The 16768-nt window shown below is 32.6% G+C and carries 11 protein-coding genes; 3 read left to right on the plus strand and 8 right to left on the minus strand.

Features of this window, described 5'->3' with window-relative positions; translation table 11 throughout:
• Positions 1 to 14 precede the first annotated feature (14 nt).
• The 8 genes from ACWYN7_RS01785 to ACWYN7_RS01820 all read right to left on the minus strand — a co-directional run bounded on the left by ACWYN7_RS01785 (position 15) and on the right by ACWYN7_RS01820 (position 13582).
• Positions 15 to 653, minus strand: a complete 639-nt coding sequence (locus ACWYN7_RS01785) for a peroxiredoxin (protein ID WP_462858137.1) — start codon at positions 651 to 653, stop codon at positions 15 to 17.
• Positions 654 to 790: 137 nt separating this feature from the next.
• On the minus strand, positions 791 to 1534 hold the full coding sequence (gene rlmB / locus ACWYN7_RS01790; protein ID WP_462858138.1) for a 23S rRNA (guanosine(2251)-2'-O)-methyltransferase RlmB: 744 nt from the start codon (positions 1532 to 1534) through the stop codon (positions 791 to 793).
• 79 nt (positions 1535 to 1613) lie between these two features.
• The gene (locus ACWYN7_RS01795) at positions 1614 to 2309 is read right to left on the minus strand and encodes a hypothetical protein (RefSeq protein WP_462858139.1); all 696 of its coding nucleotides are present in this window, start codon (positions 2307 to 2309) and stop codon (positions 1614 to 1616) included.
• A 23-nt stretch (positions 2310 to 2332) separates the two neighbouring features.
• Positions 2333 to 3790: a RagB/SusD family nutrient uptake outer membrane protein gene (locus ACWYN7_RS01800; RefSeq protein ID WP_462858140.1), complete on the minus strand. Its 1458-nt coding sequence runs from the start codon at positions 3788 to 3790 to the stop codon at positions 2333 to 2335.
• A 12-nt stretch (positions 3791 to 3802) separates the two neighbouring features.
• Positions 3803 to 6901, minus strand: a complete 3099-nt coding sequence (locus ACWYN7_RS01805) for a SusC/RagA family TonB-linked outer membrane protein (RefSeq protein WP_462858141.1) — start codon at positions 6899 to 6901, stop codon at positions 3803 to 3805.
• 260 nt (positions 6902 to 7161) lie between these two features.
• A complete protein-coding gene (locus ACWYN7_RS01810; protein WP_462858142.1) occupies positions 7162 to 8616 on the minus strand; it encodes a SusD/RagB family nutrient-binding outer membrane lipoprotein in 1455 nt (484 codons plus the stop codon).
• A gap of 11 nt (positions 8617 to 8627) precedes the next feature.
• On the minus strand, positions 8628 to 11792 hold the full coding sequence (locus tag ACWYN7_RS01815) for a SusC/RagA family TonB-linked outer membrane protein (RefSeq protein WP_462858143.1): 3165 nt from the start codon (positions 11790 to 11792) through the stop codon (positions 8628 to 8630).
• Between the two features lie 137 nt (positions 11793 to 11929).
• Positions 11930 to 13582, minus strand: a complete 1653-nt coding sequence (locus ACWYN7_RS01820) for a BamA/TamA family outer membrane protein (protein WP_462858144.1) — start codon at positions 13580 to 13582, stop codon at positions 11930 to 11932.
• 175 nt (positions 13583 to 13757) lie between these two features.
• Between ACWYN7_RS01820 and rpsL the strand changes: the two genes are divergently transcribed.
• Genes rpsL through fusA form a run of 3 tightly spaced genes read left to right on the plus strand, consistent with a single transcriptional unit; the run spans position 13758 to position 16762 of the window.
• Positions 13758 to 14132 carry a 30S ribosomal protein S12 gene (rpsL, locus tag ACWYN7_RS01825; protein WP_018943587.1) on the plus strand — a complete coding sequence of 125 codons (375 nt, stop codon included), beginning with the start codon at positions 13758 to 13760 and terminating at the stop codon, positions 14130 to 14132.
• Positions 14133 to 14159: 27 nt separating this feature from the next.
• Entirely contained in the window at positions 14160 to 14639 is a 480-nt protein-coding gene (gene rpsG / locus ACWYN7_RS01830) for a 30S ribosomal protein S7 (RefSeq protein WP_459483800.1), read from the plus strand.
• Between the two features lie 5 nt (positions 14640 to 14644).
• Positions 14645 to 16762 carry an elongation factor G gene (gene fusA / locus ACWYN7_RS01835; RefSeq protein ID WP_462858145.1) on the plus strand — a complete coding sequence of 706 codons (2118 nt, stop codon included), beginning with the start codon at positions 14645 to 14647 and terminating at the stop codon, positions 16760 to 16762.
• The last annotated feature ends 6 nt before the right edge of the window (positions 16763 to 16768 follow it).

Here is a 16768-nt window from a genome sequence, read left to right on the forward strand (position 1 = left end):
TGTACCAATACTATTTACAAATTCGGTTGAGGTGTTAACCTTAAATATGGTTTTATTTCTTTGTGTCCTTTAGGAAACATTTCTGGAATTTGTTCATTACTTACTGCAGGAGAAATTACACAATCTTCACCATTTTTCCAGTTTGCTGGTGTAGCAACTTTATGGTAAGCTGTTAATTGTAAAGAATCTATTACTCTTAATAATTCTTCGAAATTTCTACCTGTAGATGCAGGATAAACAATAATTAATTTTACTTTTTTATCAGGATCTATGATAAACACAGATCTAACTGTTAAATTATTATCTGCATTGGGATGAATCATATCATACAAAGTAGAAACTTTTTTATCTTCATCTGCAATAATAGGAAAATCTACTTCTGTATTTTGTGTTTCGTTGATGTCCTTAATCCAACCTTGGTGAGAAGAAACACCATCTACACTTAATGCAATTGTTTTTACATTTCGTTTTTCAAACTCAGATTTATATTTAGCTACAGTTCCTAATTCTGTTGTACAAACAGGGGTATAATCTGCAGGATGAGAAAATAATATTCCCCAACTATTACCTAACCAATCATGAAAATTTATTTCTCCTAAAGAAGATTGTGCTGTAAAGTTCGGTGCTGTATCACCTAATCTAATAACGCTCATATTTTTTATTTTTTAAGATTAAAATCTACTATAAAACTACAACTTATAGATTCACTTAATCAATTCTAGGCGCTAAATAGCTGTTAAAAAATAAATAAAGGATTGTTAATGCTTAGATATAAATAGATGTTATTGAGCTATTGTAATCTTTGCCTTACAGTTTCGTACAAAAAGGCACCACAGGCAACAGAAACATTTAAAGAAGCTATTTCGCCTAACAGCGGAAGTTTAGCTTTATAATCGACCATTTTTAATATGGATGGATTTACACCTCTGTGTTCAGAACCCATAACAATAGCTATTGGTTGCTTAAAGTTAATATCAAATATTGAATCTTCTGTTTTTTCAGTTGCTGCTACAGTTTTAATATCTGAAGCTTGTAATAAAAATAATGCGTCTTTTATATGATCTACTTTACATATTGGCATTTTAAAAGCGGCACCTGCAGAAGTTTTAATAGTTTCTGCGTTTACAGGTGCACTTCCATTTTTTTGAATAATAATTCCATTTACACCTGTACATTCTGCAGTTCTAATAATTGCTCCAAAGTTTCTGACATCTGAAAGTTGGTCTAATAATAAAAATAGGGGAGTGCTTCCTTTTTCTAAGGTAGTTTCTATTAGTTTTTCTAATTCGTAAAATTCAATAGGAGATATTTGAGCTACTGCTCCTTGATGATTACTGTTTTTAGATAAACGATTTAATTTTTCTACAGGAACTGTACTTGTAGCAATTTTATGTTGCTTAATTAGTTTGTCTAACTCATAAAATAAGTTTCCTCTTAAGCCTTTTTGTAAATATACTTTGTTAATTGTTGATCCACTTTCTATTGCTTCTATGATGGCTCTGATACCAAATATGTTCGTCGTTTCTGTATTCATGTTGCAAATGTATAACATTATGAGATAAAAAAACCACCTCTAATAGAGGTGGTTTTAAATTATTTAATTCTTAAGTGTCTTATGGACAATCAACAGTTGTAGCATAAACCTCACCTGCTGGTGGAATAATTGTGTAAGTATTATCACCTACAGAATATACTTCGTTTCCAGATGCATCAAAAATTGTATAATAAATTTCTTCATCATAGTCACCAGAAACAAATTTAATACTCATATCATAACCTGTTGGTGCAGAAAATGATTCAAGTTTATAACCTGCATCATCAGCAGATAAAGTTAAAATAACTGGATCTAAATCTACAGCACCATCAAAAGATACTTCAAGGTATGCACCATTCCAGCTATCACCCCAAGTATCATTCATTTCAACACTCCAGCTACAAAGTTGTAATACATCTACATTTTGAGAAGAAACTTCAGAAGTTTTTCCACTAGCTGTCATTTCGTAAACAGAAACTGTTGCAGCACCAATTTGATTGTAGTTTACATTTATTTTATGAGTAGTACCTTCAATAGCTTGCATTTCTGCTCCAGTAACTTCCCATACAAAAGTAGATCCTGCTCTAGGTGTTACAGAAAATTCAACTACATCATCTAAACTTACTAATGTTGGTCCTGTAAAATCGAATATTTTAGGAATAACTTTATCAGCGTCAGCTCCAAAATCATCATCATCATTACAAGCAATAAATACTACTAAACTTAAGGCTAATATTGCTAATGATTTTATATTTAAAATTTTATTAATCTTCATAATTTTATTTATTTAATTTTTTATTATCTCCAACCACCAGTTGAATAATCTTCACCAGCTACACCTGTAGTACCTCCAAAAGTGTAAATTTCCATATTACCAGATTGTAATACATCTCCAGGAACTGGAAAATGTAAAGGAGTACCTGCTTGTAATAAATCTTTACCTCTCATTTCAAAAAATTGTAATCCCATTCCAGAGTTCATTAATTCAATAATTCTTTCATAATGAATAGCTTCTTCAATTTCTGAAGCGGTAGCACCAATTGCAGGTAAATTACCTCTTAAAGATCTACTACCAGCATTAATTGTTGCTGCAGCACCAGCTAGGTCACCTGTTCTGTATTGAGCTTCTGCTTTATAAAGATCATTTTCAGCCTTTAACATTTCTGGTGTAGCTCCTGTCCAGTTAGAGCCATGTGCTTGTGCGTCAAATCTAGAGTGTCTATAAGTTGAGTAATGGTAAACCCCTCTTGAAGCAATAAAGTCTTGACTTGTTAAGTATTCAAAATCTGAAGCTAATCTGCTATCATCACTAGAACTTTCTGGGTAAACCCCTGAAGCTTCTGTAAAGTAATCTGGAGTATTTGGGTCTAGCATGTTAATAACTCTCATGTCAGTTCTACCCCAACCTGGATAGATTTGATAGTACATCCATTCTGTATACCATGTGGTCCAACTATCAGAAGTAACATTTAAATCATATGTTAAACCTTTATTTGCATAAGCTAATACTTTAGACCAATCTACAGCGGCTCTTTGGGTAGCGTTTCTTGGTATATTTACCATTAAACGGGCAGCAAAAGTATTTAAAAATTGAGCCCATTGAGCGCTTGTTAAAGTTTGTCCGTTAATAAATTGAGTTGTAATCTCGAAACTATTACTTTCTGCGATAGCTATAGCTAAATCGATTTTTTCTAGACAGAACTCTAATGCCACTGCTGGTGTTACAGATTCACCGTCATTTAGTGGGCCAGTTTCATCTTTTAACCAAACTTGATCAAAAACTAAAGCAACAGAGCCTATGGTAGCTGCTTGGGCAAATCTTGTAATAGATTCAGTTCTTCTTGGAGAAGGATCATCTGGATCATCTCCATCAGCTATCATTTTAGCCATTAATGCATTAATATCATTAATATTGTTGTAAAGTGCATTAAAATAGTTAAGTGTAGCTGATTTATTTCCGTAAGTAGTTTCATTGTTCCATTCTACCCTAGGCTCGCTAGAAGTATCTCTCATACCAACATTACCCCAAGAACATGTTCCTGCATCTGCCATACCAGCTAAAGCTAAACCTGGTCCATTATATGCGTTAACAGTATTATACCAATTCTGAAAAAAGGTATTTGCAGCTCCGTAAGTTGCAAGTTCTGCAGAAGTTGGATTTTCTGTATACTCAACTTCTACATCTGTGCTCAAATCTTCACAACTTGTAAAAACAATTGCGAAAACTAGCATTATATAAATATTTATTTTTTTCATTTTTCTAAAAATTTAAAATTTTAATGTTACTGATAATGTATAAGATGTACTTACAGGATATACACCATAGTCAACTGCATAGTATTGGAAAGTATCTCCATCGTATAATTGTACTTCAGGATCCCAACCAGAATAATTTGTGAAAGTTAAAAGATTATTACCTGTTAAACCAATTCTTAAAGAGTCGAAGAATCCGTTAGCAACATTCTTTAATTTATCTGAATCTAACGTATAGAAAATAGAAGCTTCTCTTAGTTTAACAAAACTTGCATCTTCTACCCAAAAACCGTTATTTTGATTTACATCATATAAACTTTGATAATAGTTTACTGTTTTTTGTTCACCAGGTGCTTTACCACTTTGGTCTATCATAGCATGTCTGTTATCTCTAGTTAACCACTGACCATTTCTGTTGTATAAATCTCCACCTTGTTTCCAATCCCAAAGCATATAGAAATCAAAACCTTTATATGATATCGTGTTTCTTAAACCTAAATTGAAATCTGGAGTAGAGTTACCTACGTCTCCTACCCAAGTAGAACCGTCTGCATTTTCTTTAAGAATTGCACTTTCATAAACTGTACCAATGTTTGCTGCTTCTACAACAACACCATCTGCATTTACAACATAATCGCTAATAGATTTACCCGTAGGTAATTGGTTTGCCATTTGATCTAATGATCTAACGAAATCTCTACCATACATTGTACCGAATTCAACTCCTTCTTCTAATCTAAAAATTTCACCATCAGTAGGTCCTTCAATTCTTGGGCTAATGTCTAATTGAGTAACCTCATTAGTTGTTGTAGAGAATACTACACCTGTGTTCCATTTAAGATCTGCATTATTGATGATTTTTGCATCTAAAACAAGTTCTATTGTATTAAATTCTACTGTACCAATGTTTTGAAATTGATTAGAACCTTCGTTAGCTGGAGCAAATAGATCTACTAACATAAACTGATCTTCAGTTTTTGCATTAGAGTAAACTCCTTCAAAAGAGAATCTATCTAAAAAGTCAACATTTAAACCAAATTCTTTTTCGGTTGTTGTTGATGGCCTTAATTCAGGGTTTCCTACTGTTTGTGATGTAGAAGGTATACCACTACTAATAGTTCTTCTTGTGTATTGCCAGTTGTATTGCGGTCTTTGACCAGCTGTACCATATGCAGCATGTATTTTTAATTCTTGAATTCCAGGAATATCTACATCTTTAGAAATACGATAAGCAGCAGATGCTCTAAAGTAATCATTTGTTCTATGGTTTTCACCAAACAAAGAAGATTGGTCAATACGATACATTCCGTCAAAAATATATCTATCCTTATAATCTAGACCAAGAATAGCAAAATAGTTATTCGTTACAGCATTGTTTTCATCAGAACCAATAAAAGTATCTGTGTAGTTGTCTAATGAAATAGTTCTACCACCTGCAACAGCATTGTTACCTTGTGCATAGTAATATTCATAGTCAGAATTTTCTAATAAATAACTTAATTTACCAGTAACTGTTAAATCTTCACCAAAGTTTTCTTTAAAATTAAGCGTTGTTTGTAATTTTTGTGAAGTATTTCTGTAAGAGCTAATAAAATAACTACCTACTGAGTAAGTTGCAAACAAATCTGCTCTAGATCCACCACCAGTCCAAGTAGTTGTTGGTGTGTAATCTTTTAATCTGCTATCAGAAGATTCAATCGCATATTCAACATCTAAATTTAACCAATCAGCAAACTTAATGTTTGTTAATAATGCACTAGAAAACTTCACATCGTTTCTGTTTTCTGGGTTAGCATATAATGGATATAAAGGGTTTGTAACAGTAGATGCCCATGTGTTAGGTGCATATAAGTATGGTTGACCATCAGGGTTTGGAGCGTTTAAGTTTACATCTGGATCCATTACAGATACATCAAAGAAAACTCCGGTTCCACCACCAGGTGTATTGTCAAAAGAACGTACAAATTGGTTTCTAGAACTAATTTTTAACCATTCGTTTACTCTAAATTCTCCATTCAGTCTTACCCCATTTCTTTCGTATCCACCAGTGTTTTTTAAGATACCACCTACGTTATTTTTTTCAATAGATAAGAATAAGTTAGCATTCTCGCTTGCAGTAGAAACAGAAGCGTATAAGTTTTTGTTAATACCTGCATCAAAAAATTGATCTTGATTATTGTAGTATATACCATAAGGATTATCTGCAATGTAGTCTTCTTCTTCTTGTCTTGCACCAGAAACATTTTGATAGTTAGATCCATTATAATCACTTGGGTAAGTTACACCAGCATATTTTGTGTATACGCCTTGAGCACTTTGCCAATCTGAAGCTAATTGATAGTGGTGAGAATTATTTAATTCTATAAAGCTATTTAATTTAGAAATACCTACCTCACTTTTTAAAGTAACCTGCATTTTACCAACTTTACCTTTTTTAGTTGTAATTACAATTACCCCATTACCAGCTCTAGATCCATACAATGCAGATGCAGAAGCTCCTTTTACAACTTCGTAAGATGCAATATCATCTGAGTTAATGTCTTGAAGACCATTCTCTACAATTACACCATCTACAATTACTAATGGAGATTGACTACCAAAAATGTTTGTAGCCCCTCTTAATTGGATAGTTGCTCCTTGACCAGGCTGACCAAAGTTAGTTACTGTAACCCCAGCTACTTTTCCTTGTAAAGCATTAGCTGCAGAAGTAGTTGGAATGTTCTCTAAATCTTTTTCGCTAATTTTATTTACGGTTACAGAAAGTTTTTTTCTGCTAGTTGCACCTGCAACCCCCGTAATTACAATCTCATCTAAAATTTCACCACCTTCTGCAAGAGTTACATTAATAGTGCTTTTAGATCCAACTTTTTTCTCTACAGTTTCATAGCCAAGATAACTAAAAACTAAAACATCGCCTGTGTTAGCTTTAATAGTATACTTACCGTCAAAATCTGTGTCAGTACCTTTATTGGTACCTTTAATTAAAATACTTACCCCTGGTAAAGCACCTGATTCATCAGAAACAGTTCCAGAAATAGTTTTTTCTTGCGCAAAAGAAATTTGCACCACCAACGCTAAAAAAAGCGTTAAAATTCCATTAAACTTTGTCTTCATTTGTATAATTATTTGAATTAATTAGTGCCAAAAGTCTTAAATTAAACTTAAAAAAACAATTTTTTAACAGAAAAAAACCTTAATTATGTTAATTAATGTTAATCTATCAATAAACTTATGTTAATAATATCGATTTAATTTTTAAGCCTTATTAAAAAGAATTTTTCTCTTTTTTTTAACTTTTCTCGATTATTTTTTGAAATGTCTGCATAAAAAAAGCACTTCATTTAGAAGTGCTTTTTATTAAAGTTTTATGAGTTTTAATTTATATCCCACCATAATTTTGTATGGTTTGTATCAGGTCCTTGCTCAGCAACAGCAGTTGCATAATTTTCTGCGTTGTTGTCTTGTATAGAAGTGTCATAACCATGTCTTACAGGGATTCTTTGATCGGTAGCGTAAATTGATGGAGTTAAAGTAGGGGTGTCTAATCTTCTCCATTCTGCCCATGCCTCAGGTCCGTTTAAAAATAAAGCTACCCATTTTTCATAAGCAATGTCAGTGATTGTAGCGCTTGTATGAGTGGAGGTGTAATCTGTAATATCTGCAGTGTCAACTTCCCATTGTTCCATAGAGGCTTCAATACCTTCTTTGAATAACGATTCTGGTGTTCCTCCTCCATAATTCCAGCTTGGAAATCTTAATGCTACTTCTGCTAGAGAGAATTTTACTTGTGCTAATGTTAACATCGGAATTTGGTAAGTTTGATCATCAATCACTGTTCCTGTAATAAAAGAATAATCTGGTACATTACCGTTAACTTTTCCATTTGGTCCTCCAACATATTTTTCATCTATATCTCCAGGAAATGCTGGACTGTCTGTAGATCCTGTTCTTGAGGGTTGAGAATATTTAAATAATCTTGGGTCTAATTCTGAACGTAAGCTCTCTACTAAAGTTTCTGACATAATATAATCTTCTCTACTTTCAAACCTATCTTCCCAAGGGTTATCGCTATTATCGTCAGAACCAAAAGTAAATACTATATTATCTGCATTGCTCGAAACAACCATGCCTGAAGCAATTGCTGATTCGAAATTTGTTTTGGCTAAATCTGCATCTGCATCAGAAATTCTTAAGGCAAGTACTAATTTAAGAGTGTTGGCAAAAGTGGCCCACTTGTCCATGTCTCCATTAAACATAACATCTCCAGAAGGTCCTGTTCCAGTATTTATTCTTGCTAAAGCATCATTCAATTCATCAAAAATATAGTTGTATAAAAATTCTTGAGAGTCAAAGGCTGGTTGTGTTCCTTGAACTCCTTGAAAAGCTTCTGTCCAAGGTAAATACCCCCAACGATCTGTCATATAGTTTAAGATGTAAGCTCTTAAGATTTTAGAAGCTGCTATTTGGTTGTCATTGTTACCATATGCACCTACAGATTCAGCTTGTTCAGGATCTTGGTTTACTTCGATAATTTTATTTAAGTTTTGTATTGGTCCTACATACCAGCTATCGTAAGAAAATTGTGTAGTGGTGTATCTTGATGGGCCTGGGTATTGTCCTTCTGTGATGTGCTGTACATAACAGATTCCTGTTACATCAGTAATTAAAGAAGCTACAGAGGATTGAGCTGAAGTTAATAGCTGTGATGTAATTGGAGATGTTGGTCCGTTTGGATTATCGTTGATATTACCAAAGTCAACAGTTTCACAGGATTTAAAAATAGCTATAGAGGCTATAAATACTGCTAATATTTTTATTGTTTTTTTCATTTTGTTAATTTTTAAAATGTTAGTTTAAGATTTAAACCGATATTTCTTGTGCTAGGTAAAGTACCGTTTTCAGCCCAGTTGTAACCTGATCTTTTTTCTAATTCAGATGGGTCTACCCAAGGTAAGTCTGAGTAAATTAACCAAACGTTATTTGCAAATACACTTATAGAAGCTGCGTCTAATTTTAATTTTTCTACAAAAGTTTTTTCGAAATTATAATTAAGTCTGATGGTTCTTAATTTTGCATAAGAAGCATCGTATAAATTGTTTTCATATACTAAACCTATGTTACCTAATCCATACCAGCTTTGTGCATCGTAATAAGTATCTACAACTGTACCATCTGAAATAGGGTTTCCTTCTGCATCTGTGCCTGTTTGTAGCACTCCTACAATATGTACACCTCCACCATCAGCAACAGCGTCTCTTTTAGGGTTTCCTTTATCATTTAAACCTGCAGTTTCTGGAGATAATCCTGAGTGTACATAATACCTGTCTGTTCTAGAGTAATATTGACCACCAACTTGAAAATCGAAACCTAAGCTAAGGTTAAAGTTTTTGTAAGTAAAGTTTGTTGTTAAACCTCCTGTAAAATCTGGAAGTAATGATCCTAATTTTTTATTATTTTGTAGTGCATAAGAGTAGCTACCATTACTTTCGTTAATAATTTTATTACCATTTTCGTCTAAAGCAAACCCTGTTCCGTAAAACACACCCCATTCTTCACCAACTCTTTCTTGTAGTCTCATGCTGGTAGTATATGTGCTAAGGTCTCTAGTTTGAATATCTCCATAAATAGCGTCTACAGTTTTCTTTAATGTTGCAAAATTTACACCTAGTTCAAAAACAAAATCTTCTTTTTTAATAATATCTCCAAATAAAGCTAATTCGATACCTTTAGATGAAGTTTGGCCTGCATTAACAAACGTGTTAGAATAGCCGGTTGCACCATCTAAATCTACGCTTACAGGGATTTCTTTATCTTTTCTGTTAAAATATGTGAAGTCTAACGAAATTCTGTTATTGAAAAAGTTTAATTCTGTACCAATCTCTAATTCTTCTCTTAAACCTCCTGTTAACTCAGGGTTTGCTTGTGTGTTGTCTACAACCATTGTTCCTTCTCCTTGATAAAGTGGGTCTGATACATCATATACAGCCGAAATTTGATAAACGGAAGGAAATAAAGGAGATGTTGACATCCCTACTCTTGCTTTGGCAAAAGTTAATACATCGTTTTTAGGTATAACTTTATGAGCTAAGAAGCTACCAGAAACTCCATAAGTTTCTACTCTATTGTTGTCTGGGTTAGCTGTTGATCTCCAATCAAATCTATAAGAACCGTCTAAGTAAGCTAAGTCTTTATAACCTATAGAAACTTTTGAGAAAAGACCTCTAGATTTCCATTCAGAAATATAAGGCGTAGTAATAACAGCATCTTTAGAACCTGCTAAATTATAAAAGTTAGGAATTGTTAATCCACCAGATGTAGAAGCGTCTACACTTCTAAAAAAGTAATTTGTGCTTTCAGCTCCAACATTAGCGGTAATGTCAATATCGCCATTTAAATATTCATCAGTATAGGTAATCATACTAAACACTTCATTTCGTTTTCTTCTAGAAGTATATTCTGTGTAAAATGGGGTAACAAGTTGACTTTTTGTAGTTCCTCTATCATCACTAAAATAAGAATTGAAAGTTCTTCGAGCTTCAACTAAAACACTTAATTTATCGTTAAAGGAATAGGTACCTCCAATTTTTCCAAAGAATGATGTTTTGTCATCGTTTCTGATGTTTTCATAAGATTCGAAATAAGGCATGTCCCAATATAATGGGGCAGTATCTCTAACACCTTTAATGTTCCAAGAATATACTTGACCATTTAATTCGTATTCTCTAAGTTTACTAAAATCTAATTGTCTTTGCCACCATTGGTTAAAGTTAGAGCCTAAATTACCGTAGTTTTGATCTGGGTTATTTAAACGAGTTCTGTCTTCATAATTCAAGTTTGCAAAAACTTCAAATTTGTCGTTTATTTTATAGCTAGCATTTATTAATGCTCTTGTAGTTTCTTGGTTTGAGTTTGGTACAACACCTTCTTGATCTATGTAGGTTAAAGAGGTTCTAATACTGTAATCTTCATCTGCTTTAGAAAAAGAAAAAGTTGTATTGTTGGTTATACCTGTAGTGAAAAATTGATCAACATCGTTAGTTGTAGGGCTCCAGGCTCTTAATTGGCCAAATTCAGGGCTGCCTTCTATCCAAGAATCCCAATGACGAACTAAAGTTCCGTCTAATTTTGGACCCCAACTTTCATCAGCATAATATTCAACAATTTTTTGACCGTCAAAAGCTGCCCATGAAGCTGGGTCTACAGCTGGATCGTAAGAAAAGGTGTTAAAAGTTTGAGAGTAACCACCTCCATATTCATTTTGATATTCTGGTAAATTAGTAACAGAGTTAAAGGATGTTGCATGGTTTATTTGAAAAGTTGCTTTACCTTTTTCTCCTTTTTTAGTTGTAATTACAACAACTCCATTTACTCCATCAGGGCCATATAAAGCAGTTGCAGATCCACCTTTTAAAACAGACATTGAAGCTACATTGTCTGGATTAATATCGGTAATATCTGTAATTCTAATACCATCTACTACATAAAGTACGTTGTCTTCACCACGAAGTTTAATTTCTGAAGTACCAAATGTAGAACTATTGTTACCTACAATTTGTACACCAGATATTTTACCAGCAATTGCATTCGAAATATCCATTTCTCTTGCTTTGCCAATTGCATCTCCTTTAACAGATTGTTGAGCGTAACCAATAGATTTTTTCTCTCTTTTAATACCGTAAGCTGTTACTACAATTTCTTCTAAAATACTAGAATCTTCTTCCATGCTAACATTAATTATAGAAGAGCTGCCAACAATCTTTTCTACTGTTTTATAGCCTACGTAGCTAAAACTTATGATTTCTCCCGGCTTTGCTTTAATGGAGTATTTACCATCAAAATCTGTCTCAGTACCCTTAGAAGTTCCTTTAATAGAGATACTTACACTTGGTAGAGGTCCTGATGCTTCAGATACAGTCCCAGAAACTGTTTTTTCTTGTGCAAAAGTAGATAAATGCACAACTAACACTAAAAGAAGTGTTAAAATTCCTTTAAACGTTGTTTTCATTATTTAATTTATTTGAATTAGTTAATTCAAATATTAAAAATATAATTTAAATACTCACAAAAAATTACGAAAAAAATGTTAAAATTGGTAAATTGATAAAAATAAAATGTTAAAATTATTAAAATAATAAATAAAATCTAAAAAAATGTACTCCATTTTAAATTTAATTGAGGATAATTCAATTTAAAGTTTTCTTCTGTATTATTTCCGAAAACTGTGTTAATGTTAAAGGAAGAATTGTTTTTTATGAAATGGTATCCAATACCTATTCCCATTAAATTTTTAACGTTTAAAAAAGCGTAATCTGTTATACTATAAAAGTAAGAAGTCTTAGAGGTTAGGTATCTGTATTCTAAATTAAAGTAGGTAAAGTTTTTTGTAAATATACTTTGTTCGTTAAAACCTCTTAATGAATTTGCGCCACCAAGCCTAAAAATTTCATTGTCTAAATAACTGTTAGAGCTTAATAATCCTGATGTGTTTTTAATGTAAAAGCTGTTTCTCTGATTTAAATCCCAAATGTAAGATACTGATGATTGAATTTTTATTTGATTGGTAGTGTTGTTCTCGAGTTTTCTAACTCCAAAAGCAGGATTAATATCAAAAGAAAATTTATCATTATTAAAAATATCGTTTTTTGGTTTGTTATAGTTGAATTGAAAACCAAAGAAGTAATTGTTAAATGTTTCAGTATTGTCATTTATCAATGCTTCTAATTTTTCTGATGATTCAGAGTTGTAAGTGGCTGCAATTTTTATTCTAGTGTTAATGTTGTAAGAGAGTTTAGTGTCAAATTTCGTGTTTAAAAAAGTTGAATCCTGTTTGTAAATAGAGAATGACACACCTGCGCTAAATCTTGAGTTAAAAATGTAAGGTATTTCAGTATTAATTTTAAACTCTTGTCTTTCGTTTCCAATGCTGTTCCAAAATAATCCGAATTTTTCACCTGTATTTAAAACGTTGTTTAAGGTTAAATCTAAATTTCCATTAAATAATACTTTACCTTCTTCATCTGATGCAAAATTTACAATTCCATCGAAACTGTTGTTTTGGACTTTTTTAAGATACATATATATTAATGTAGAATCTTTTGTAAATAAAACTTCAGGAGGTTTTATCTCCTTTATAAATTCTAGATCCTTAGTTGCGTTCGAAATATCATTTATTTTTTTTTGATTAAATAGCGTATTCTTTTTAATAGTGTAATAGTTTTTTAAAAATGATTTTGGGAAACCCTCATATCCTTTAACAATAATTTTGTTGATGATTCTTTTTTTAGATGGATGAATATCTAAATCGGCATACAATACGTCTTTTTTTATTTGAATATTTTTTAACTGAACTTTAGAAAATGATTTTCCATTTGTATCTAAAACATCAGAGATATTTAAAAGAGTAGACTTTAAATTATCAATGGATATAAAAATTGAATCTCCTATAATATTAAAGTCTTTTAATATTAACGAAGTTGTTTTTTCAATTTTAATAACGGCTTGTTTTATTTTAGTGTTTAGAGTTAAGTATGCAGTGTAATGGTTGTTTTTTTTAGAAACACTGTCTATTGTGTTTGTAAAATATCCGATTTCTTTTAAATACTCAGAAATTGTTTTTATTTCATTAAAGATAGCTGTAGTGTCTTTATGTGTTTTTTGGTATTCAATTTTACCAATAGTTTTTAAATCTTCTTTTTGGGTTGATGTTGTTTTGAGTGATAAATCTTGTGCTTTAAAACAATACGTTGCGTGTAGTAGAAAAAATGCGAGGAGGTAGAATGTTTTTGTTTGCTTCAAAATTGATGGAGTCAGAGTATCAAAAGTAAAATAAAATCGTAAAATTGCACGATTAAAAAATGATTATTAAAAAATAACTCACTGATATTTGAATAATTAGAATTTAATCGTACATTTGCGCACTCTTAAAAAAGAGCAAAGTTTAATAATAAACGAAAAACAGTAATAATTTAGTATGCCAACTATTCAACAATTAGTTCGTAAAGGAAGAACCAAAATAACTAAGAAGAGTAAATCGGCTGCTTTGTCGTCTTGTCCTCAAAGACGTGGAGTTTGTACTCGTGTTTATACTACAACACCAAAGAAACCTAATTCAGCAATGCGTAAAGTTGCCAGAGTTAGATTAACAAATGGTAATGAGATAAACGCATACATTCCAGGTGAAGGACATAACTTACAAGAGCACTCGATAGTATTAGTTAGAGGTGGAAGGGTAAAAGATTTACCAGGTGTTAAATATCACGTGGTACGTGGAGCATTAGATACAGCAGGTGTTGAGGGTAGAACCCAACGTAGGTCTAAGTATGGTGCAAAACGCCCAAAAAAGTAAAATTAGTAACTTTTTTAATGTAAAGACATGAGAAAAAGAGCAGCAAAAAAAAGAGTCTTATTACCAGATCCAAAGTTTAATGATCAGTTAGTAACACGTTTTGTGAATAACTTGATGTGGAGTGGTAAAAAGTCAGTAGCGTTTAAAGTATTTTATGATGCAATGGATATCGTAGAAGAAAGAAAAGGTGAAGGAGAAGAAAGAACAGCCTTAGAAATTTGGAAAGAAGGTTTGTCTAATGTAATGCCACACGTAGAAGTAAGATCTCGTAGAGTAGGTGGTGCAACATTTCAGATTCCAATGCAGATTAGACCAGATCGTAAAGTGTCTATGGCTATTAAATGGATGATTTTATACACTCGTAAGAGAAATGAAAAAACCATGGCACAGCGTTTAGCTGCTGAAATTTTAGCTGCGGCTAAAGAAGAAGGAGCTGCTGTTAAGAAAAGAGTAGATACTCATAAAATGGCAGAAGCCAATAAAGCATTCTCACACTTTAGATTTTAATAATAATGGCTAGAAATTTAAAATTTACTCGTAATATTGGAATTGCAGCACACATTGATGCTGGTAAAACAACAACAACAGAACGTATTTTGTATTACACTGGTGTTTCTCATAAAATTGGAGAAGTACATGATGGTGCAGCAACTATGGACTGGATGGAACAAGAGCAAGAAAGAGGTATTACAATTACTTCTGCAGCTACAACTTGTACATGGCAATTTCCGTTAGAAAATGCGCAACCAACTCCAGAAACAAAAGGATACCATTTTAATATTATTGATACTCCTGGTCACGTAGATTTTACTGTAGAGGTAAATAGATCATTACGTGTATTAGACGGTTTGGTGTTTTTGTTTTCAGCAGTTGATGGTGTTGAGCCACAATCTGAAACAAACTGGAGGTTAGCAGATAACTATAAAGTGCCGAGAATCGGTTTCGTTAATAAAATGGATCGTCAAGGATCAGACTTTTTAGGTGTTTGTCAACAAGTAAAAGATATGTTAAAGTCAAACGCGGTGCCAATCGTTTTAAACATTGGTGACGAAGATGAGTTTAAAGGTATCATAGATTTAGTTAAAAACCGTGCTATTGTATGGCATGATGAAACTCAGGGAGCAACTTTCGATGTTATCGAAATTCCTGAGGATATGAAAGAAGAAGCTCGTAAATACCGTGCACTTTTAATTGAAGAAGTAGCAAGTTATGATGAGGATCTTTTAGAAAAATTCATGGAAGATGAAGATTCAATTACAGAAGAAGAAGTGCATAATGCATTAAGAGCTGCTGTTATGGATATGGCTATCATTCCTATGATTTGTGGATCTGCGTTTAAAAACAAAGGTGTTCAATTTTTATTAGATGCTGTTTGTCGTTATTTACCTTCTCCTATAGATAAAGAAGGTATTACAGGTACAAACCCTGATACAGGTTTAGAAGAATTGCGTAAACCAGATGTTAAAGAGCCATTTGCTGCTTTAGCGTTTAAAATTGCTACAGATCCTTTTGTTGGTCGTTTGGCATTTTTTAGAGCGTATTCAGGACGTTTAGATGCAGGTTCTTACGTGTTAAACAATCGTTCAGCTAAAAAAGAACGTATTTCTCGTATTTATCAAATGCACGCTAATAAGCAAAACGCAATTGATTTTATCGAAGCTGGAGATATTGGTGCTGCTGTAGGTTTTAAATCTATTAAAACAGGAGATACTTTAACAGATGAAAAACACCCAATTGTTTTAGAATCTATGGATTTCCCAGATCCAGTAATTGGTATTGCTGTTGAGCCTAAAACTAAAGCTGATGTAGATCGATTAGGTATTGGTTTAGGAAAGTTAGCTGAAGAAGATCCTACTTTTACAGTAAGAACTGATGAGGCTTCAGGTCAGACAATTATTTCTGGTATGGGTGAGTTACACTTAGATGTAATTGTAGATCGTTTAAAACGTGAATTCAAAGTTGAAGTTAACCAAGGTCAGCCTCAAGTAGAATATAAAGAAGCTATTACAGCTGCTGCAGATCATAGAGAAGTTTACAAGAAACAATCTGGTGGTCGTGGTAAATTTGCTGATATTGTATTTACAATGGAGCCAGCAGATGAAGGTGTTCAAGGATTACAATTTGAATCTATAATCAAAGGTGGTAACGTTCCTAAAGAATTTGTACCTTCTGTAGAAAAAGGATTCAAAGAAGCAATGAAGAATGGTCCTTTAGCGGGTTATGAAATGGATTCAATGAAAGTAACTTTAAAAGATGGATCTTTCCACGCAGTGGATTCTGATCAATTATCTTTTGAGTTAGCTGCAAAATTAGGTTTTAAAGCTGCTGCTAAAGCTGCTAAAGCTAAAATTATGGAGCCGTTGATGAAATTAGAGGTTTTAACTCCTGAAGAAAACATGGGTGATATTGTTGGAGATTTAAATAGAAGAAGAGGTCAAGTAAACGACATGAGTGATAGAGCAGGGTCTAAAGTTGTTAAAGCATTAGTTCCTTTATCAGAAATGTTTGGTTATGTTACTGCTTTAAGAACAATGTCTTCTGGTAGAGCAACTTCTACAATGGAATTTTCACACTATGCAGAAACTCCTTCAAATGTATCTGAAGAGGTAATTGCAAAATCTAAAGGTTAATCGACT

Source organism: Polaribacter sp. M10 (assembly GCF_054968445.1).